17 protein-coding genes and 1 tRNA gene are annotated in these 18,401 nt (G+C 69.7%); 9 read left to right on the forward strand and 9 right to left on the reverse strand.

Annotated elements, in window-relative coordinates; genetic code table 11:
• Positions 1 to 58: 58 nt before the first annotated feature.
• Genes Q9R19_RS07005 through sufB form a run of 5 tightly spaced genes read right to left on the reverse strand, consistent with a single transcriptional unit; the run spans position 59 to position 4,106 of the window.
• Positions 59 to 388: a metal-sulfur cluster assembly factor gene (locus Q9R19_RS07005; protein ID WP_285630448.1), complete on the reverse strand. Its 330-nt coding sequence runs from the start codon at positions 386 to 388 to the stop codon at positions 59 to 61.
• 9 nt (positions 389 to 397) lie between these two features.
• Positions 398 to 1,168 (reverse strand): Fe-S cluster assembly ATPase SufC, encoded by a 771-nt coding sequence (gene sufC / locus Q9R19_RS07010; protein ID WP_311255595.1) that lies wholly within the window; start codon positions 1,166 to 1,168, stop codon positions 398 to 400.
• Positions 1,169 to 1,495, reverse strand: coding sequence for a non-heme iron oxygenase ferredoxin subunit (locus Q9R19_RS07015; protein WP_311255596.1), 327 nt, complete (start codon positions 1,493 to 1,495; stop codon positions 1,169 to 1,171).
• The gene (gene sufD, locus Q9R19_RS07020) at positions 1,492 to 2,688 is read right to left on the reverse strand and encodes a Fe-S cluster assembly protein SufD (RefSeq protein WP_311255597.1); all 1,197 of its coding nucleotides are present in this window, start codon (positions 2,686 to 2,688) and stop codon (positions 1,492 to 1,494) included. Before sufD ends, Q9R19_RS07015 begins: the two co-directional genes overlap by 4 nt.
• A complete protein-coding gene (gene sufB / locus Q9R19_RS07025) occupies positions 2,688 to 4,106 on the reverse strand; it encodes a Fe-S cluster assembly protein SufB (RefSeq protein WP_311255598.1) in 1,419 nt (472 codons plus the stop codon). The genes sufD and sufB overlap by 1 nt, the downstream gene beginning before the upstream one ends.
• Before the next feature lie 239 nt (positions 4,107 to 4,345).
• Here sufB and Q9R19_RS07030 point away from each other — a divergent pair, with 239 nt between their 5' ends.
• Positions 4,346 to 5,446 (forward strand): COX15/CtaA family protein, encoded by a 1,101-nt coding sequence (locus Q9R19_RS07030; RefSeq protein WP_311255599.1) that lies wholly within the window; start codon positions 4,346 to 4,348, stop codon positions 5,444 to 5,446.
• Between the two features lie 27 nt (positions 5,447 to 5,473).
• Here Q9R19_RS07030 and Q9R19_RS07035 read toward each other — a convergent pair whose 3' ends face one another.
• Entirely contained in the window at positions 5,474 to 6,394 is a 921-nt protein-coding gene (locus Q9R19_RS07035; protein ID WP_311255893.1) for a heme o synthase, read from the reverse strand.
• 237 nt (positions 6,395 to 6,631) lie between these two features.
• Here Q9R19_RS07035 and tkt point away from each other — a divergent pair, with 237 nt between their 5' ends.
• From tkt to pgl, 6 genes are read left to right on the forward strand one after another with little or no spacing between them, the layout of a single operon-like run.
• Positions 6,632 to 8,725 (forward strand): transketolase, encoded by a 2,094-nt coding sequence (gene tkt, locus Q9R19_RS07040; RefSeq protein WP_311255600.1) that lies wholly within the window; start codon positions 6,632 to 6,634, stop codon positions 8,723 to 8,725.
• A gap of 31 nt (positions 8,726 to 8,756) precedes the next feature.
• On the forward strand, positions 8,757 to 9,869 hold the full coding sequence (tal, locus tag Q9R19_RS07045) for a transaldolase (protein ID WP_311255601.1): 1,113 nt from the start codon (positions 8,757 to 8,759) through the stop codon (positions 9,867 to 9,869).
• Complete coding sequence (locus tag Q9R19_RS07050) at positions 9,866 to 11,482, forward strand: glucose-6-phosphate isomerase (protein WP_311255602.1); 1,617 nt, start codon at positions 9,866 to 9,868, stop codon at positions 11,480 to 11,482. Before tal ends, Q9R19_RS07050 begins: the two co-directional genes overlap by 4 nt.
• A 27-nt stretch (positions 11,483 to 11,509) precedes the next feature.
• The gene (zwf, locus tag Q9R19_RS07055; protein ID WP_311255603.1) at positions 11,510 to 13,060 is read left to right on the forward strand and encodes a glucose-6-phosphate dehydrogenase; all 1,551 of its coding nucleotides are present in this window, start codon (positions 11,510 to 11,512) and stop codon (positions 13,058 to 13,060) included.
• On the forward strand, positions 13,057 to 13,992 hold the full coding sequence (locus Q9R19_RS07060; RefSeq protein ID WP_311255604.1) for a glucose-6-phosphate dehydrogenase assembly protein OpcA: 936 nt from the start codon (positions 13,057 to 13,059) through the stop codon (positions 13,990 to 13,992). Before zwf ends, Q9R19_RS07060 begins: the two co-directional genes overlap by 4 nt.
• Positions 13,993 to 13,996: 4 nt before the next feature.
• The gene (pgl, locus tag Q9R19_RS07065) at positions 13,997 to 14,782 is read left to right on the forward strand and encodes a 6-phosphogluconolactonase (protein ID WP_311255605.1); all 786 of its coding nucleotides are present in this window, start codon (positions 13,997 to 13,999) and stop codon (positions 14,780 to 14,782) included.
• Here pgl and Q9R19_RS07070 read toward each other — a convergent pair.
• Positions 14,776 to 15,795, reverse strand: coding sequence for a DMT family transporter (locus Q9R19_RS07070; RefSeq protein ID WP_311255606.1), 1,020 nt, complete (start codon positions 15,793 to 15,795; stop codon positions 14,776 to 14,778). The two genes, pgl and Q9R19_RS07070, sit on opposite strands and share 7 nt — an antisense overlap.
• Positions 15,796 to 15,838: 43 nt before the next feature.
• Here Q9R19_RS07070 and def point away from each other — a divergent pair, with 43 nt between their 5' ends.
• Positions 15,839 to 16,405 carry a peptide deformylase gene (gene def, locus Q9R19_RS07075; RefSeq protein ID WP_311255607.1) on the forward strand — a complete coding sequence of 189 codons (567 nt, stop codon included), beginning with the start codon at positions 15,839 to 15,841 and terminating at the stop codon, positions 16,403 to 16,405.
• 5 nt (positions 16,406 to 16,410) lie between these two features.
• Entirely contained in the window at positions 16,411 to 17,409 is a 999-nt protein-coding gene (locus tag Q9R19_RS07080) for a diaminopimelate dehydrogenase (protein ID WP_311255608.1), read from the forward strand.
• Between the two features lie 54 nt (positions 17,410 to 17,463).
• Here the strand turns inward: Q9R19_RS07080 and Q9R19_RS07085 are convergent.
• Positions 17,464 to 17,539 (reverse strand) — tRNA-Asn (locus Q9R19_RS07085).
• An 89-nt stretch (positions 17,540 to 17,628) separates the two neighbouring features.
• On the reverse strand, positions 17,629 to 18,393 hold the full coding sequence (locus Q9R19_RS07090) for an ATP-binding cassette domain-containing protein (RefSeq protein ID WP_311255609.1): 765 nt from the start codon (positions 18,391 to 18,393) through the stop codon (positions 17,629 to 17,631).
• Positions 18,394 to 18,401 lie beyond the last annotated feature (8 nt).

Below are 18,401 nucleotides of genomic sequence, written 5' to 3' on the forward strand. Positions count from 1 at the left end.
GCGCAGGGACGACGAACGGGTGCGGCCGTCGGACGGCCGCACCCGTTGCAGGCAGATGTCAGATCGCGAAGCCGAGGGCGCGCATCATGTCGCGGCCGTCGTCGGTGATCCGCTCCGGGCCCCACGGCGGCATCCACACCCAGTTGATGCGGAAGCGGTCGACCACGGAGTCCAGGGCCTGCGCCGTCTGCTCTTCGAGCACGTCGGTCAGCGGGCATCCGGCGCTCGTGAGCGTCATGTGGATGACCAGGGCGTCGTTCTCGTCGTCCCAGGCGAGGTCGTAGATCAGTCCCAGGTCGACGACGTTGATCCCCAGTTCGGGGTCCATGACGTCCTTCAGAGCCTCGGTGACCTCGTCGTACTTCTCGTCGGTCAGCGTTGCGGTCATGGCCTCAGCCTACGCTTCGATGGGCGCGCTCGGGTCGAGGAAGCGGTCGTAGCCCTCCTCCTCGAGGCGGTCGGCCAGCTCGGGGCCGCCCTCCTCGACGATCCTTCCCTTGACCACGACGTGCACGTAGTCCGGACGGATGTAGCGCAGGATGCGGGTGTAGTGGGTGATCAGCAGCACGCCGAGGTTCGTGGCCTCCTTGGCGCGGTTCACGCCCTCCGAGACGATCTTGAGCGCGTCGACGTCGAGACCCGAGTCGGTCTCATCGAGCACGGCGAGCTTCGGCTTGAGCACCTCGAGCTGCAGGATCTCATGACGCTTCTTCTCACCGCCGGAGAAGCCCTCGTTGACGTTGCGCTGTGCGAACTTCGGGTCCATGCGCAGGTTCGTCATGGACGTCTTCACGTCCTTGGTCCACTGGCGGATGGCGGGTGCCTCGCCGTCGAGCGCGGTCTTGGCCGTGCGCAGGAAGTTCGTGACGGTGACCCCTGGGATCTCCACCGGGTACTGCATCGCCAGGAACACGCCCGCCCTGGCGCGCTCGTCGACGCTCATCGACAGGACGTCCTCGCCGTCGAAGGTGATGGTGCCCTGCGTGACGGTGTACTTGGGGTGACCGGCGATCGTGTACGCCAGGGTCGACTTGCCGGAGCCGTTCGGCCCCATGATGGCGTGGGTCTCACCGGTCTTGATCGTCAGGTCGATGCCGTTGAGGATCGGCGTCGTACCCTGATCGGTCTCGACCGTCACGTGAAGGTCGCGGATCTCGAGAACAGACATTCAGACTTCCTTAATGACAGTGGGGTCGATGAGCACATCGTCGCCGTCGATCTCGACGGAGTACACGGGGACGGGCTCGTAAGCGGGGAGATTGAGGGGCTTGCCGGTGATCAGCGAGAAGCGGGAGCCGTGCGCCCAGCATTCCAGCGTGTCACCCTCGACGAACCCCTCGGCCAGGGAGATGTCGCCGTGCGTGCAGCGGTCGCCGATCGCATGGATGTCTCCGGCGGAGTCCTTCACGATCGCGATCGCCACGCCGTCGAGCTCGACGCGCAGCGGCGTGTCCAGCTCGAGGTCGTCGACGCCGCAGGCGCGCTGCGCGCTCACGCCTCGACTCCGACGAGCTCGGCCTCGATCGCGGCGAGCAGCTCGTCCTGCAGCTCCGGGATGCGGATGCGCTGCACGATCTCGGTGAGGAAGCCGAGCACCACGAGCCGCCGGGCCTCCGCCTCGGTGATCCCGCGCGCCTGCAGGTAGAACAGCTGCTCGTCGTCGAAGCGACCGGTCGCGCTCGCGTGGCCGGCGCCGACGATGTCGCCGGTCTCGATCTCCAGGTTCGGGATCGAGTCCGCGCGCGCACCCTCGGTGAGCACCAGGTTGCGGTTGGCCTCGTACGAGTCGGTGCCGGTGGCGTCCGGCCCGATGAGCACATCGCCGATCCACACGCTGTGCGCGCTCGCCCCGCGCAGCGCCCCCTTGTAGAGCACGTCGCCGACGGTGTGCGGCCCCTTGTGGTGCAGGTAGACCTGGCTCTCCAGGTGCTGACCGGAGTCGGCGAACGACAGGCCGTAGAGCCTCCCGTTCGCACCGGCGCCCGCGAGCTCGACGTTCGGGTTCACGCGCACCACGCCGCCGCCGAAGCTGACGACGACGTGGGTCAGCTCCGCGTCGCGGTCGACGCGGGCCTGGTGCGCGGAGGCGTGGATCGCGTCGTCCTGCCACTGCTGCACGCTGATCAGCGTGAGCCTGGCGCCGTCGCGGACGATGATCTCCAGATTCTGCGCGTACTGGGCGGTGCCGGTGTGGCGCAGCACCACCGTGGCGGAGCTGTGCGGCAGCGCCTCGATCACCAGGTGCGCGTCGGCGCGGCCGCCGGTGCCGTCGATGTGCACGAAGATCGGCTCGGCGACGGCCTCATCGGCCGGGATGCTCAGATGCATGGCATCCGTCGATCCCTGCCAGGCGACCGCCGAGACGACGTCCTCGGGAAGGAAGAACTCGCCGCGCGGCGCCGTGCCGTGACCGAGCGCCGGGCGCAGGTACTGCTCGTGACTGATCGCGTAGGTGACGCCGTCGTTCGGCTCCGCCGGCTCGAACAGCGGCTTCAGCTGCGCGACGGGGGTGTGCTTCCAGTTGACCTCGCGGCCGGTCGGCACGCCGAAATCGGCCGGGTCGAAGGAGCGGGGCCGCTCGGAGCGGGTCTGCACCGGCACGAAGCCGGCGTTCGCCACCTGTGCGGCAGGGTCGATGTGCGCGTTCGCTCGCGGCGCCACCGCGGGCGCCTGTGTGGGGGCCGCCATCAGCCGACCGATCCTTCCATGCCCATCTCGATGAGCTTGTTCAGTTCCATCGCGTACTCCATCGGCAGCTCGCGCGCGATCGGCTCGATGAAGCCGCGCACGATCATCGCCATGGCCTCGGTCTCCTCGATGCCGCGCGACTGCAGGTAGAACAGCTGCTCCGCGCTGACCTTCGAGACCGTGGCTTCGTGACCGAGCTGCACGTCGTCGACGCGGATGTCGATCGACGGGTAGGTGTCCGAGCGGGACTGCGTGTCCACGAGCAGGGCGTCGCAGACCACGGAGTTGGAGGAGTGGTGCGCAGCCGGGTCGACGCGCACCTCGCCGCGGTAGCCGGAGCGGCCGCCGCCGCGGGCGATCGACTTCGAGACGATCGACGACTGCGTGTACGGGGCCTGGTGCACCATCTTGGCGCCCGCGTCCTGGTGCTGGCCGGGGCCGGCGAAGGCCACAGACAGCGTCTCGCCCTTGGCGTGCTCGCCCACGAGGTAGATCGACGGGTACTTCATGGTCACCTTGGAGCCGATGTTGCCGTCGACCCACTCCATGGTCGCGCCCTCGTGCGCGACAGCGCGCTTGGTGACCAGGTTGTAGACGTTGTTCGACCAGTTCTGGATCGTCGTGTACCGCACGCGGGCGTTCTTCTTCACGATGATCTCGACCACGGCCGAGTGCAGCGAGTCGGACTTGTAGATCGGAGCCGTGCAGCCCTCGATGTAGTGGACGTAGCTGTCCTCGTCGGCGATGATCAAGGTGCGCTCGAACTGCCCCATGTTCTCGGTGTTGATGCGGAAGTACGCCTGCAGCGGGATCTCCACGTGCACGCCCTTCGGGACGTACACGAACGAGCCGCCCGACCAGACGGCCGCGTTCAGCGCGGCGAATCTGTTGTCGCCCGCGGGGATCACCGTGCCGAAGTACTCCTCGAAGAACTCGGGGTGCTCACGCAGCGCGGTGTCGGTGTCCATGAAGATGACGCCCTGCGCCTCGAGGTCCTCGCGGATCTGGTGGTACACCACCTCGGACTCGTACTGCGCGGCGACGCCCGCGACCAGGCGCTGACGCTCGGCCTCGGGAATGCCGAGCCGCTCATAGGTCTCGCGGATGTCCTCGGGCAGGTCCTCCCAGGACTGCGCCTGCTTCTCGGTGGAGCGGACGAAGTACTTGATGTGGTCGAAGTCGATCTCGCTGAGGTCGGCGCCCCAGGTCGGCATCGGCTTGCGGTCGAAGAGCGCCAGCCCCTTGAGCCGGGTCTTCAGCATCCACTCCGGTTCGGCCTTCAGCGCCGAGATGTCGCGCACCACGGCCTCGCTGAGACCGCGCTTCGCGCTCGCTCCGGCGGCGTCGGGATCGTGCCAGCCGAATTCGTACACCCCCAGACCATCCAGCTCCGGGCGGTCGATCAGCACATCCGACATCACACACTCTCCTCAAACGGGCCGCAACGGTGTCATCCGCCCCGACACACCTGACCCCCGTCGAGTCTGCGGGGATCGGATGCCGCTGGTGGGCCCCATCATTCAGGCGCTCGCATCGCGCCTAGACTGTCTGTGGTGGACGCAGCGCTCTGCGCGGCCATCACAACAATCCCGATTCTACAGGTTCCGCCCTGCCGACGGGCCGCTCCGGTCCGCAGCCGCCGTGAACCGGAGGACACATGCCCGCCAGCTCCGTCACGACCGAATCCGCTCCGCCCGCGGCCGCCACGGGGTTCGTCCCGCGCCGTCCGCTGCGGGTGATGGCCTGGCTGTCGTTCATCGCCGAGATCCTCATCATCGGCACCGGGGGCGCGGTGCGGCTGACCGGATCCGGGCTGGGATGCTCGGAATGGCCGCTGTGCACGCCGGAGTCCCTGGTCCCGATCCTGGAGCTGCAGGGCATCCACGGCGCGATCGAGTTCGGCAATCGCACCATGACCGGCCTGGTCGGACTGCTCGCACTCGGTGTGCTCATGCTCACCCTGCACGCGATCAGCGGACGGCGACTCGTCGTGCGCGCGGTGTGGTTCGCGATCGGCGGAATCGTGCTCGCCGTCGGCGTCTACGCCGCGGCCTCCGCTCTGAACGTGGTCGCGGCGGCCGCACTGATGTCGGCCGCGCTGCTCCTGGCCGTGGTCGTGGGGATGATCGATTCGCTGCGACGGACCACGCGACGCCGCGACCTGGCGGTGCTGGCCTGGATCGTGCTGGTCGGCGTGATGGCGCAGGCCGTCGTGGGCGGCTTCGCCGTGATCAGCGACCTGAACGCGTTCATCGTGGGATTCCACTACACCGTCTCGCTGCTGCTGGTGTGCGTCACGGCGCTGTTCCTGGTGCGACTGCACGCGGCGCCGGGCCCGCGCGAGAGCGCCGTCCCGGCCTGGTTCGCCGCGCTCACCCACGTCACAGGTCTCGCCCTGGCGCTCACCATCCTGTTCGGCGTGCTGACCACCGGCTCGGGGCCGCATTCCGGCGATGCCGACATCAAGAGGAACGGATTCGACGCGAGCGTCCTCGCGCACGTGCACTCCTGGCCCGGCTACCTGCTCGCGGCGCTCGTGCTGACGCTCGCGATCGCCGCCTGGATGCTGAGACTGCAGCCCCGCACGTGGCTGCTGGTGCTGATCCTGGCGATCCTGGTGCAGGTGGGCGTCGGCGTGCTGCAGGCCCGCACGGGTCTGCCGGCGATCGCCGTCGGCATCCACATGATCCTGGCGTCGCTGTCGGCGGCCGCCTACACGGTCGTGGTCACCAGGCTCAAGCGGCCCGTCGCCGGCTGAGGCCCTTCGACCGGCTCAGGGACCCGATCAGAACGGCAGCAGCGGGTCGACCGCCACCGCCAGGAAGATCAGCGTCAGGTACGTGATCGACGCGTGGAACACGCGCATCGGTCGCGGCTCGGTGCCGCGCAGTGCCCGGTTGTACAGGCGGTGCGACTCGTAGATGAACCACCCGCCGAAGACGAGGGCGGATGCCGTGTACACGACGCCCATCTGCGCCACGGGCACGAGCAGCAGCGAGCACGCCACGGTCGCCCATGCGTACAGGATCACCTGCAGTCCGACCTGGTGGGCCGGACGCGTCACGCCGAGCATGGGCACGTCCACGTCGTCGTAGTCGTCCTTGTACTTCATCGACAGCGGCCAGTAGTGCGGCGGCGTCCACAGGAAGATCAGCACGAACAGCACGAACGGCGCCCAGTCCAGCGAGCCGGTGACGGCGCTCCACCCAATGAGCACGGGGAAGCATCCGGCGATCCCGCCCCAGATGATGTTCTGCTCGGTGCGGCGCTTGAGGATCATCGTGTAGATGACGACGTAGAAGAAGATCGCGAACGCCGACAGCGACGCGGCCAGCCAGTTGGTGAACGCCAACAGCCAGACGGTGGAGATCACCGCGAGCACCCACGAGAACACCAGCGCGCCGCGGGGCGAGACCTCCCCCGTCACCAGCGGACGATTCTCGGTGCGCTTCATGTGCACGTCGATGTCGCGGTCCAGATACATGTTGAAGGATGCCGCCGATCCGGCGCTCATGGCGCCGCCGACCACGGTGGCGACGATCAGCCACAGGTCGGGAACACCGCCCTGGGCGAGGAACATCACAGGCACGGTGGAGACGAGGAGCAGCTCCATCACGCGGGGCTTCGTGAGGACGAAGTAGCCGCGGATCTTCTGGCCGACGGAGAACGTGCTCTCAGCGGTCTGCGATGTCGATGAGATCGCGATCCCCTCCTTCTGCGCGCAAGTGGGCACTCGTTCCAGTCTAGTGCTTCCGGCGTGTCGCGAGGACGCGTGCCGGAGCCGCGGAGACGCGTGAAATGCACCTGGGGAGGGTGCGGACGCACGAGTATGCTGAAACCACTCGCGCGCCCCTTGCGCTGTGCAATCTCTTCTCCGTGACGATGCGGAGCGCGCAGGATCAGGAATACGGGCGCCTCCGAATGTGTCAGAAGGAGTATGACCGTGGCAGAGCTTCAGTGGGACGACATCGACCGCCGAGCGGTGGACACCGCACGAGTGCTGGCGGCCGATGCCGTGCAGAAGGTCGGCAACGGCCACCCGGGCACGGCGATGAGCCTGGCTCCGCTCGCCTATCTGCTCTACCAGCGCGTGATGCGCCACGACCCGGCTGATGTGGACTGGCTGGGCCGCGACCGCTTCATCCTCTCGGTGGGACACTCCTCTCTCACGCAGTACATCCAGCTCTACCTGGGCGGCTTCGGTCTGGAGCTGAGCGACCTCGAGGCGCTGCGCACCTGGGGGTCGCTGACCCCCGGTCACCCGGAGTACCACCACACCCGCGGCATCGAGATCACCACCGGTCCGCTCGGGCAGGGGCTGGCCTCGTCGGTCGGCTTCGCGTACGCGGCCCGCTACGAGCGCGGTCTGTTCGACCCGGATGCCGCTGCCGGCACGAGCCCGTTCGATCACTTCGTGTACGTGATCGCCGGCGACGGCGACCTGCAGGAGGGCGTCACGAGCGAGGCGTCCTCGCTGGCGGGCCACCAGGAGCTCGGCAACCTGATCGCGTTCTACGACTCCAACGAGATCTCCATCGAGGGCGACACCGACGTGGCGTTCACCGAGGACGTGCGCCAGCGCTACGAGGCCTACGGCTGGCAGGTGCTCGAGGTCGACTGGCGTCGCACCGGCCAGTACGTCGAGGACGTGCAGGAGCTCGACGATGCGATCGAGCAGGCCAAGGCCGAGACGGGCAAGCCGTCGCTGATCATCCTGAAGACCATCATCGGCTGGCCGGCCCCGAACATGTCGGGCACCGAGAAGGTGCACGGCAACGCGCTGGGCGCCGACGAGGTCGCCGCCACGAAGAAGGTGCTCGGCTTCGACTCCGAGCAGTCGTTCGTGGTCGAGGATGCCGTGCTCGCGCATACCCGCGAACTGGGCGCCCGCGCCGCAGAGGCGCGCAAGGCGTGGCAGCAGTCGTTCGACGAGTGGGCGTCCGCCAACCCCGAGCGCAAGGCGCTGCTGGACCGCCTCGAGCAGCACGCTCTGCCGGAGGGCATCGAGAAGGCGCTGCCCGTCTTCGAGGCGGGCACCGAGACGTCGACCCGCGCGGCCTCCGGAAAGGTGCTGAACGCACTGGCCGCCGAGCTGCCCGAGCTGTGGGGCGGATCCGCCGATCTGGCCGGCTCCAACAACACCACGATCTCCGGCGCCGCGTCGTTCATCCCCGCCGAGCGCTCCACGCACGACTGGAAGGGCGACCGCTACGGGCGCGTGCTGCACTTCGGCATCCGCGAGCACGCGATGGGCGCGATCCTCAACGGCATCACGCTGCACGGCCCGACCCGCGCCTACGGCGGCACGTTCCTGATCTTCAGCGACTACATGCGCCCCGCCGTGCGGCTGGCGGCGCTGATGGACATCCCGAGCACGTTCGTGTGGACGCACGACTCCATCGCGCTCGGCGAGGACGGCCCCACCCACCAGCCGATCGAGCAGCTGGCCTCGCTCCGCGCCATCCCGAACTTCACGGTGGTGCGCCCCGCGGACGGCAACGAGACGGCCGCCGCGTGGCTGGAGATCCTGCGCCGCCACGGCGGTCCGGTGGGCATCGCGCTGACCCGGCAGAACGTGCCGGTGTTCGAGCGGGGCGAGGGCGCGGCATCCGGCGACGTGCTCGCGTCCGCGTCGAACACCGCGAAGGGCGCCTACGTCCTCGCCGAGGCGCCCGGCGGCACCCCCGACGTGATCCTCATCGGCACCGGCTCCGAGGTGCAGCTCGCCGTCGCCGCGCGCGAGACGCTCGCGGCAGAGGGCGTGAACGCCCGCGTGGTCTCCGCGCCGTCGCTGGAGTGGTTCGCCGAGCAGGACGAGGAGTACCGCGAGTCGGTGCTGCCGGCATCCGTCACCGCCCGCGTCTCGGTCGAGGCGGGCTCCGTGCTCACCTGGCGGGGCATCGTGGGCGACCGCGGACGCTCGGTCGGCATCGACCACTTCGGCGCCTCCGCCGACTACAAGACCCTGTTCCAGAAGTTCGGCATCACCGCCGAGGCCGTCGTCGCGGCGGCCCGCGAGTCGATCGCCGCCGAGTGAACGACTGCAAGACCAACTCAGAGGAGAACGCATGAGCACCCCCACCGAAGACCTCTCGGCCGCCGGCGTCAGCATCTGGCTCGACGACCTGTCGCGCACCCGCATCCAGTCCGGCAACCTGAAGCAGCTGATCGACACGCGCGACGTCGTGGGCGTCACGACCAACCCGACGATCTTCGCGAACTCGATGACCAACCCGGACGACACGTCGTACGACGAGCAGGTCGGCCAGCTGGCCGCGTCCGGCGCATCCGCCGCGGATGCCGTGTTCGCCGCCACCACCCAGGACGTCCGCGACGCCCTGGACGTGTTCCGCCCCGTCTACGACGCCACCGACCGCGTCGACGGCCGGGTGTCGATCGAGGTCTCCCCGGACCTCGCGCACGACACCGAGGGCACGATCGCCCAGGCCAAGGACCTGTGGGAGCGCGTGGACCGCGAGAACCTGCTCGTGAAGATCCCCGCGACCAAGGCCGGTCTGCCCGCGATCACCGCGGCCATCGGCGCGGGCATCAGCGTCAACGTCACGCTGATCTTCAGCCTGGAGCGCTACGCCGAGGTCATCGACGCGTACCTCTCGGGGCTCGAGACGGCCCAGGCCGCCGGCATCGACCTGTCCAAGATCCACTCGGTGGCGTCGTTCTTCGTCTCCCGCGTGGACACCGAGACCGACAAGCGCCTGGCCGCGATCGGCACCGACGAAGCCGCCGCGCTGCGCAGCAAGGCGGGCCTGGCGAATGCGCGACTGGCGTACGAGCTGTACGAGAAGACCTTCGCCGGCGACCGCGCCAAGGCGCTGCTCGACGCGGGTGCCACGCTGCAGCGTCCGCTGTGGGCATCCACCGGCGTCAAGGACCCGGCCCTGCCCGACACGCTGTACGTGACCGGCCTGGTGGCACAGGGCGTGGTCAACACCATGCCCGAGAAGACGCTCGAGGCGACCTTCGACCACGGCGTCGTCACCGGCGACACCATCACCGACGGCTACGACCAGGCGCGTCAGGTGTTCGAGGGTCTGAAGTCCGTCGGCGTCGACTTCGACGATGTCACCCAGGTGCTCGAGGACGAGGGAGTCGCCAAGTTCATCGACTCCTGGCACGACCTGCTCGCGCAGGTCGAGAAGGGCCTCGAGGCCGCACGATGACCGTGTCGGTGCACGTGACGCAGGCCGCCCGGGCCGCGGTGGACGCTCTCGTCCCCGAGCTCGTGGCGGACCTGGTCGCGTCGCGTGTCACCGCCGGCGATCCCACGCTGTGGGGCGCCGAGGCCGAGTCCGAGGCCGCGGTGCGGCTGGGCTGGGTGGATGCGGTGTCGGTTTCCCGCCCGCTCGTCGACGAGATCGTGGCGCTGCGGGAGCAGCTCGCGTCGCAGGGCATCGACCGCGTTGTCCTGGCCGGCATGGGCGGCTCCTCCCTCGCCGCCGAGGTGATCGCGGCCACGGCCGGCGTGCCGCTGGTCGTGCTGGACTCCACGGCGCCCGCACAGGTGCTCGCGGCACTGGACGGCGATCTGGCGCGCACCGTCCTGGTCGTCTCATCGAAGTCGGGCACGACCGTCGAGACGGATTCGCACCGGCGCGCGTTCGAGGCCGCGTTCGAGGACCTCGGGCTCGCCCCGGCCGAGCACATCGTGGTCGTCACCGACCCGGGGTCGGCTCTGGACGCGACGGCGGCGGATGCCGGCTACCGGGTGTTCCACGCCGATCCGAACGTGGGCGGGCGCTACTCGGCGCTGACCGCCTTTGGCCTCGTGCCCGCCGGGCTCGCCGGCGCCGATGTCGCCGAGCTGCTCGATGAGGCCGAGGCCTCGCTGCTGGAGTTCGCCATCGACTCCCCGGAGAACCCCGCTCTGCGTCTGGGCGCCGCCATCGCCGGCGCCGAGCCGGGCGATGCGGGCCGCCGCGACAAGCTCGGCCTCGTCGCCGACGGCACCCACGTGGCCGGTCTGCCCGACTGGATCGAGCAGCTCCTGGCCGAATCCACCGGCAAGAACGGCACGGGCATCCTTCCCGTCGTGCTGCTGCCCGTCTCCCCCGAGCTCGAGACCCGGCCCCGCGACCTGCGGATCGTGCGGCTGGTGGAGGATGCCGACGAGTTCGGCCTCCGCGAGCGTCATCCCGGCGAGATCCTCGTCAGCGGCAGTCTGGGCGCGCTCTTCCTGCTGTGGGAGCACGCCACGGCGGTCGCCGGGCGCCTGCTGGGCATCAACCCGTTCGACCAGCCGGACGTGGAGTCCGCCAAGGCTGCCACGCGCGGCCTTCTCGAGTCCCGGCCGCAGCCGAGCGCACCGACGTTCGTGCAGGACGGCGTCGAGGTGCGCGTCAGCGATCCCGCGCTGGCGATCTCGGCGAGCATCGAGACGGTTCTCGACGCGCTCTGGGCCGCGCTGCCGCCGGACGGCTACGTCGCCATTCAGGCGTACGTCAACCGTCTGGAGCTCGGTCAGCTGCAGGGCCTCCGCGAACTCGCCGCGGCCGATTCCGGACGCCCGGCCACCTTCGGCTGGGGCCCGCGCTTCCTGCACTCGACCGGTCAGTATCACAAGGGCGGCCCGCAGCAGGGCGTGTTCCTGCAGATTCTCGAGCGCACCGACGTCGACCTGGAGATCCCCGGCCGGCCCTTCACCTTCGGGCAGCTGATCGAGGCCCAGGCGGCAGGCGATGCCGCGGTGCTCACCTCGCTCGGGCGGCCCGTCGTGTCGCTGACCGTCACGGATGCCGCCGACGACGTGCTCACTCTCTTCACCGCCACTCAGTGATCCCCGATCTGGAGATATCCCTCACCGATGACCGTTACCATCTCACGCGGAAGCAATCCGCTCCGCGATCCCGATGATCGTCGCCTCAACCGCATCGCAGGTCCCAGCGCTCTGGTGATCTTCGGCGTGACAGGCGACCTGTCGCGCAAGAAGCTCATGCCCGCCGTGTACGATCTCGCCAACCGCGGCCTGCTGCCGCCCGGCTTCGCGCTGGTCGGCTTCGCCCGCCGCGACTGGGAGGACCAGGACTTCGCGCAGGTCGTCTACGACGCCGTCAAGCAGCACGCCCGCACCGAGTTCCGCGAGGAGACCTGGGAGCAGCTGCTGCAGGGCATCCGCTTCGTGCAGGGCACCTTCGACGACCCGGAGGCGTTCCGCCGGCTGCGCGAGACCGTCGAGAAGCTCGACGTGGAGCGCGGCACGATGGGCAACCACGCCTACTACCTGTCGATCCCGCCCAAGGCCTTCCCCGAGGTGGCCAAACAGCTGCGCGAGTCGGGCCTGGTCGGCGAGCAGCACGCGGATGACACGCACTGGCGCCGCGTGGTGATCGAGAAGCCGTTCGGCAGCGACCTGGAGACGGCGCGCGCCCTGAACCGCGCGCTGGAGGCCGCGTTCCCGGCGGACTCGATCTTCCGCATCGACCACTATCTCGGCAAGGAGACGGTGCAGAACATCCTGGCTCTGCGCTTCGCCAACGAGCTGTACGAGCCGCTGTGGAACCGCAACTACGTCGACCACGTGCAGATCACGATGGCCGAGGACATCGGCGTCGGCGGCCGCGCCGGCTACTACGACGGCATCGGCGCCGCGCGCGACGTCATCCAGAATCACCTGCTGCAGCTGCTCGCGCTCACCGCGATGGAGGAGCCGATCAGCATGTCGGCGGATCACCTGCGTGCCGAGAAGGAGAAGGTGCTCGAGGCGGTGCGCCTGCCCGACGACATCTCGCTGGCCACCGCGCGCGGACAGTACGCCGGCGGCTGGCAGGGCGGTGAGAAGGTCAACGGCTTCCTCGAGGAGGACGGCATGGCCCCGCAGTCGTCCACCGAGACCTACGCAGCCATCAAGCTGGAGATCGACACCCGCCGCTGGGCGGGCGTGCCGTTCTACCTGCGCACCGGCAAGCGCCTGGGTCGTCGCGTCACCGAGATCGCCGTCGTGTTCAAGCGCGCGCCGGAGCACCTGTTCGGTCGCGCGCAGACGGCGGAACTGGGCCAGAACGCGCTGGTCATCCGGGTGCAGCCCGACGAGGGCGTGACCATCCGGTTCGGCTCGAAGGTGCCCGGCAGCGGTGCGAACGTGCGCGACGTGACGATGGACTTCGGCTACGGGCACGCGTTCACCGAAGCGAGCCCGGAGGCCTACGAGCGGCTGATCCTGGACGTGCTGCTGGGCGATCCGCCGCTGTTCCCGCGCCACGAGGAGGTCGAGCTCTCCTGGAAGATCCTCGACCCCGTGGAGCAGTACTGGGCGTCGCTGCACACCCCACTGGAGCAGTACGCGCCCGGATCCTGGGGCCCGGCATCCGCCGACGCCCTTCTGGCCCGCGACGGACGAGTCTGGAGACGCCCGTGATCATCGATCTTCCCGACACCACGGTCAGCAAGGTCGCCAAGCAGCTGGTCAAGGTGCGCGAAGAGGGCGGCGCCGTCGCCCTCGGGCGCGTGCTGACCCTGCTCATCATCGCTCGCAACGGGGTGGCCGAGCCGGCAATCGACGCGGCGAACGACGCCTCCCGCGAGCACCCGATGCGCGTGATCGTGCTGATCACCGGCGACGGCGAGGCGCACCTGGACGCGCAGATCCGCGTCGGCGGCGACGCAGGAGCCAGCGAGGTCGTCGTGCTGCGCGCCTTCGGCGATGCCGCCAGCAATGCGGAGAGCCTGGTCACCGGCCTGCTGCTGCCGGATGCTCCGGTGGTCGCGTGGTGGCCGGAGGAGGCGCCGACGGATGCCGCGAACTCCCCGCTCGGTCGCATCGCGCAGCGCCGCATCACGGATGCCGCCACCTCGCCGGACGTCCGCGATCGGCTCGCCCTCCTGGGCCGCACCCACGCCCCGGGCGACACCGACCTGGCGTGGACTCGCCTGACCCACTGGCGCGAGCAGCTGGCGGCAGTGCTCGATCAGCCGCCGTACGAGCCGGTCACCGCCGTCGAGGTGCGCGGCGCGGCGGCGTCGCCCTCCACGGCGCTGCTGGCCGCCTGGCTGAGGATGGCGCTGGACGTTCCGGTCAGCTGGTCGTACGAGGAGCCCGATCACTGGCAGGAGGGCATCAAGTCGGTGCGCCTCACGCGCTCCAGCGGCGACATCCTGCTCGAGCGCCCCGCTCCGGGCGCGGCCGTGCTCACCCAGCCGGGCCAGCCGGACCACGAGCTGCACCTGCCCCGTCGCACGCTGCGCGAGTGCCTGGCCGAGGAGCTGCGGCGCCTGGACGCCGATCTGCTGTACGGTCGGGTCATCACCGAGGGCTGGGAGAGGCTGGGCCCCGCGGACAAGGGAGCGTGAGCGCATGGCGAGCACGGTGCAGGGTTCCGTCAAGACGGTCGTCGTCGAGGCGACGCCGCAGAGCCTGGCCGCCCGCGTGGCGGACCGGTTCCTGACCCGCATCATCGCTCGCACTCGCAACGGCCGCATCGCGCACATCTGCCTGACCGGCGGCTCGATGGGCGGCGCTGTGCTGACGGCGGCGGCATCCGACGAGCGGGTGTCCGAGATCGACTGGTCGCTGGTGCACTTCTGGTGGGGGGATGAGCGCTTCGTCGAGCGCGACGCGCCGGACCGCAACTCGCTGCAGTCGCGCAGCGCGCTGCTGGATGCCCTGCCCGTTCCTGCCGAGAACATCCACGAGGTCGCGGCGCCCTCGGACGGCGTGACACTGGACGAGGCCGCGGCGTCGTACGCCGCCGAGCTCGCCCGCTTCGGCAAGCACGGCGATCCGTGGCCGTCGTTCGCCGTGTGCTTCCTGGGCGTGGGCCCTGACGGGCACATCGCCTCGCTCTTCCCGGATCGCGCCGAGGTGACGGTTACGGATGCCGCGGTGCTGCCGGTGCGCGACTCCCCCAAGCCTCCGCCGGAGCGCGTCACGCTGACCCGTCCCGTGCTGAACGCCTCGAAGCGGGTCTGGCTGGTGCTCACGGGCGCCGAGAAGGCATCCGCTCTCGGCCTGGCGCTCGCCGGCGCGAGCTACGCGAGCGTGCCCGCCGCCGGCGCGAAGGGACGCCGGCGCACGGTGTTCTTCGTGGATGAGGCCGCCGCGGCCGAGGTCGCGCCGGAGCTGATCGACCGCGACTACTGAGCAGGCCCGTCGTCCGTCTGCGTCCCTGAGCCCGTCGAAGGGCCGCCGCTGCCCCGCTGCATCCCGAGCTCCTGGCTCTCGCTGAGCACCTGCGGGTGATACCTGGCGAGCCCGAAGACTCCGAACACGGCGATCGCCCCGGCCACGCCGAACAGGATCAGCACGAGCAGCGGCGCCGCGGAGGCCTCGCGCAGCACGAGCGCGCCGATCAGCACGGCCACGATCGGGTCGATCACCGTGAGACCCGCGATCACCAGGTCGGGCGGGCCCGAGCTGTACGCCGTCTGCACGAAGTAGGCGCCCACCGCGGCGGCGGCCAGCAGCGCGATGACGCACACGACGGTGAGCCACTCGAAGTTGCCGTTCTGGATGCGGCTGATGACGGCCTTCGCGAGGGTCGCGACGAAGCCGTAGAGGATGCCCGCTCCGGTCACGTAGAACAGGGCGCGCATCCGGCGCCGCAGGATCAGCCAGCAGGCGCCCAGCACGATGATGACGACCAGCAGGATCGCCAGGATCGTGAACAGGTTCTCGTTGCTGATCTCACGCTCGACCGCGTAGAACGCCGCGAGCGTGACGAACAGGAAGATGCCGCCCAGGCAGCTGGCGATGGCGATCAGTGACTTCCTGGTGGGCGTGTGCCCGGACACGCGCGCGTTCAGCAGCGTGGTCACCACCAGCGCCACCGCCCCCAGCGGCTGCACCACGATCAGCGGTGCGATCGCCATGGCGCTGAGCTGGCAGAGCACGGCCAGACCGAGCATGAGCGTGCCGATGATCCACGACGGTCGGGCCAGCAGTCCCTTCAGCTGGGAGCTGCTGAGTCCGGTCGCCCCCTCGACACCGGTGAGCTTCTCGACCTTCTCCACGCCGCGGTGCTGGTACTGCGCACCGAGCGACATGAAGACAGCGCCGGCGAGGGCCAGCGGGATGCCGAGGAGCAGGGCGGGGTTCTGGAACACGCCGATCAGCTGATCACTCACGTCGGCCGCGAACTCCACCCCATGTTGCACTGTCTCACCTTATCCGCCGTCGGCCGCACAGTAGTGTTGTGGCGTGGCTGTTCTTCCGATCCGCATCATGGGCGATCCCGTCCTGCATGCTCCCGCTGCCGCGGTGGGCGAGATCACCGACGAGATCCGCACGCTGGTCGCCGACATGTACGACACGATGGACGCCGCGCCGGGTGTCGGCCTCGCGGCTCCGCAGGTGGGCGTGCCCCTGCGCATCTACGTGTACACGTACGTCGACGACGACGACCGGCCGTGGCGCGGTGAGATCATCAACCCCGAACTGTGGATGACGCCGTCCGAGCCGGGGGCGCCCGACCAGGAGGAGGAGTCGGAGGGATGCCTGTCCTTCCCCGGTGAGCGCTTCGCCCTGCGTCGCTCCGACCGCGTGCGCGTGACCGGCACCGACCTGGAGGGCGCACCGGTGCGGATCGACGTCGAGGGCTGGCGCGCCCGCATCATGCAGCACGAGTTCGATCACCTGAACGGCATCCTGTACGTCGACCGCCTCTCGGACGGCGACGCGAAGACGGTGCAGAAGATCGCCCGCAAGCGCGGCTGGTCGCGCGGCGGGGCGAGCTGGATGCCCGGCGTCGACGATCTGGAGGGATGACCGCTATGGCCACGGATGACAGCCCGGCGATCCGCGTCGGCATCGTCGGCTACGGCAACCTCGGCCGCGGCGTCGAGCGCGCACTGACGCTGGCCCCCGACATGCGCCTCGTCGGCGTCTTCTCGCGACGCGATCCCGCCACCGTCGCACCCCTGTCCGCGGACACCGATGTGCGCTCCGTCGACGACCTGTCGCAGCTGCGGGACGAGATCGACGTGCTCGTGCTGTGCGGCGGCTCCAAGAGCGACCTGCCGCGGCAGAGCCCGCAGCTGGCGGCCGCCTTCAGCATCGTCGACAGCTTCGACACGCACGCGCGCATCCCCGAGCACTTCGCCGCCGTGGACGCCGCCGCCCGGGCCGCGGGGACGACGGCGATCATCTCCACTGGTTGGGACCCGGGCCTGTTCTCGCTGCAGCGGCTGTACGGCGAGGCGATCCTGCCGCAGGGCGAGACGCACACCTTCTGGGGACGCGGACTCAGCCAGGGCCATTCCGACGCCGTCCGCCGGGTGCCGGGCGTCGCCGCAGGAGTGCAGTACACGCTGCCCTCCGAAAAGGCCATCGCGCAGGTGCGCTCCGGTGCGCACCCGCCCCTGGGCACGCGCGACAAGCACACCCGCGAGTGCTTCGTGGTGCTCGAGGACGGCGCAGACGCGGAGGCCGTGCGTGAGGCGATCGTCTCGATGCCGGACTACTTCGAGCCGTACGACACCACGGTGCACTTCATCTCCGCGGAGGAGTTGGCCCGGGACCACGCCGGCGCCCCGCACGGCGGCTTCGTGATCCGCACCGGCACCACCTCGGAAGTCAGCACGCAGACGGTCGAGTTCCGGCTCGCACTGGATTCCAACCCCGAGTTCACCGCCAGCGTCCTCGTGGCGTACGCACGTGCCGCCGCCCGCCTGTCCTCCGCCGGTCAGCACGGGGCGAGGACGCCGTTCGACGTGGCGCCCGGCCTGCTCTCCCCCAAGTCGGCGGCGCAGCTGCGCGCCGAACTCCTCTGATCGCAGAGGATCGCAGACGACGAAACCCCGCCACGCGGGCGGGGTTTCAGTCTTTGGCTCCCCGGCTTGGACTCGAACCAAGAACCTGCCGGTTAACAGCCGGCTGCTCTGCCAATTGAGCTACCGAGGATCATGCCGCCCGCCGAGCGGGCAACTCGTCCAGCTTAGCAAACTCCGCGTGCACTCCCGAACATGCGCCGCACCCCGGGCGTGGCGCGATCAGCGCGCGGCATCCGCCTCTGAATTGGGCGACCAGAGCAGGTCCCTTCCGATGCCCCTGGCCACGACGTGGCCGCGACGGAGGATGAGCGCCTCGGCCTCCAGCTCGCGGATGAAGGCGGCATCGTTGGTGACCAGCAGCGCCGCCATCGACTGCTCCCGGCGGCGGCGCGTGATCGCCTCGAACACCACGGGCCGCACCTCCACGTCGAGGTTGGCCAGCGGTTCATCCGCGATCAGCACGTGCGGCTCCAGGATGAACGCCCGCGCGATCGCTGCGCGCTGGCGCATCCCCGCACTGAGCTCGTACGGGAACTTCGCGGCTGCCCCCAGGGGCAGGTGCAGCTCGTCCAGCAGCGACGCCACCCGGATCGCGAGCGCCCTGCTGTTGACCTTCTTCTCACGCGACGTGATCGGCTCGGAGATCGCCTCTCCGATGGTCAGCCGGGGTGGCAGATTCGCACCGGCTGCCTGCGGGATGTAGCCGCTCAGCGCCGTCAGCATCCGTCTCCTGCGGCCGAGGCGGCGGATGTCGATGCCGCACACCTGCGCGCGTCCGCCGGCGGCCTTCAGTGACGCATCCGCGTGACCGGCCAGGGCGGTCACCAGAGTGGACTTCCCCGCCCCGGTCGCACCGCCCACGCAGATCAGCTCGCCGGAGCGCAGCGTGAACGTGACGCCGTCGACGGCGCGCGTGACGCCGCCGTGGCCGATCCGGTCGATGACGAGGTCGGAGCATTCGATGGCGACGTCGCTGGCGGGCATGCATCCAT

Origin of the sequence: Microbacterium sp. ARD32 (assembly GCF_031844385.1) — a bacterium.
In the GTDB taxonomy this organism is placed as follows: Bacteria; Actinomycetota; Actinomycetes; order Actinomycetales; family Microbacteriaceae; genus Microbacterium.

Excerpts from the sequence above, each read along its gene's own strand:
- Q9R19_RS07005 (WP_285630448.1), bottom strand. The coding sequence starts at position 388 with ATGACCGCAACGCTGACCGACGAGAAGTACGACGAGGTCACCGAGGCT.
- sufC (WP_311255595.1), bottom strand. The coding sequence starts at position 1,168 with ATGTCTGTTCTCGAGATCCGCGACCTTCACGTGACGGTCGAGACCGAT.
- sufD (WP_311255597.1), bottom strand. The coding sequence starts at position 2,688 with ATGGCGGCCCCCACACAGGCGCCCGCGGTGGCGCCGCGAGCGAACGCG.
- sufB (WP_311255598.1), bottom strand. The coding sequence starts at position 4,106 with ATGTCGGATGTGCTGATCGACCGCCCGGAGCTGGATGGTCTGGGGGTG.
- Q9R19_RS07030 (WP_311255599.1), top strand. The coding sequence starts at position 4,346 with ATGCCCGCCAGCTCCGTCACGACCGAATCCGCTCCGCCCGCGGCCGCC.
- tal (WP_311255601.1), top strand. The coding sequence starts at position 8,757 with ATGAGCACCCCCACCGAAGACCTCTCGGCCGCCGGCGTCAGCATCTGG.
- Q9R19_RS07050 (WP_311255602.1), top strand. The coding sequence starts at position 9,866 with ATGACCGTGTCGGTGCACGTGACGCAGGCCGCCCGGGCCGCGGTGGAC.
- zwf (WP_311255603.1), top strand. The coding sequence starts at position 11,510 with ATGACCGTTACCATCTCACGCGGAAGCAATCCGCTCCGCGATCCCGAT.
- pgl (WP_311255605.1), top strand. The coding sequence starts at position 13,997 with ATGGCGAGCACGGTGCAGGGTTCCGTCAAGACGGTCGTCGTCGAGGCG.
- Q9R19_RS07080 (WP_311255608.1), top strand. The coding sequence starts at position 16,411 with ATGGCCACGGATGACAGCCCGGCGATCCGCGTCGGCATCGTCGGCTAC.
- Q9R19_RS07090 (WP_311255609.1), bottom strand. The coding sequence starts at position 18,393 with ATGCCCGCCAGCGACGTCGCCATCGAATGCTCCGACCTCGTCATCGAC.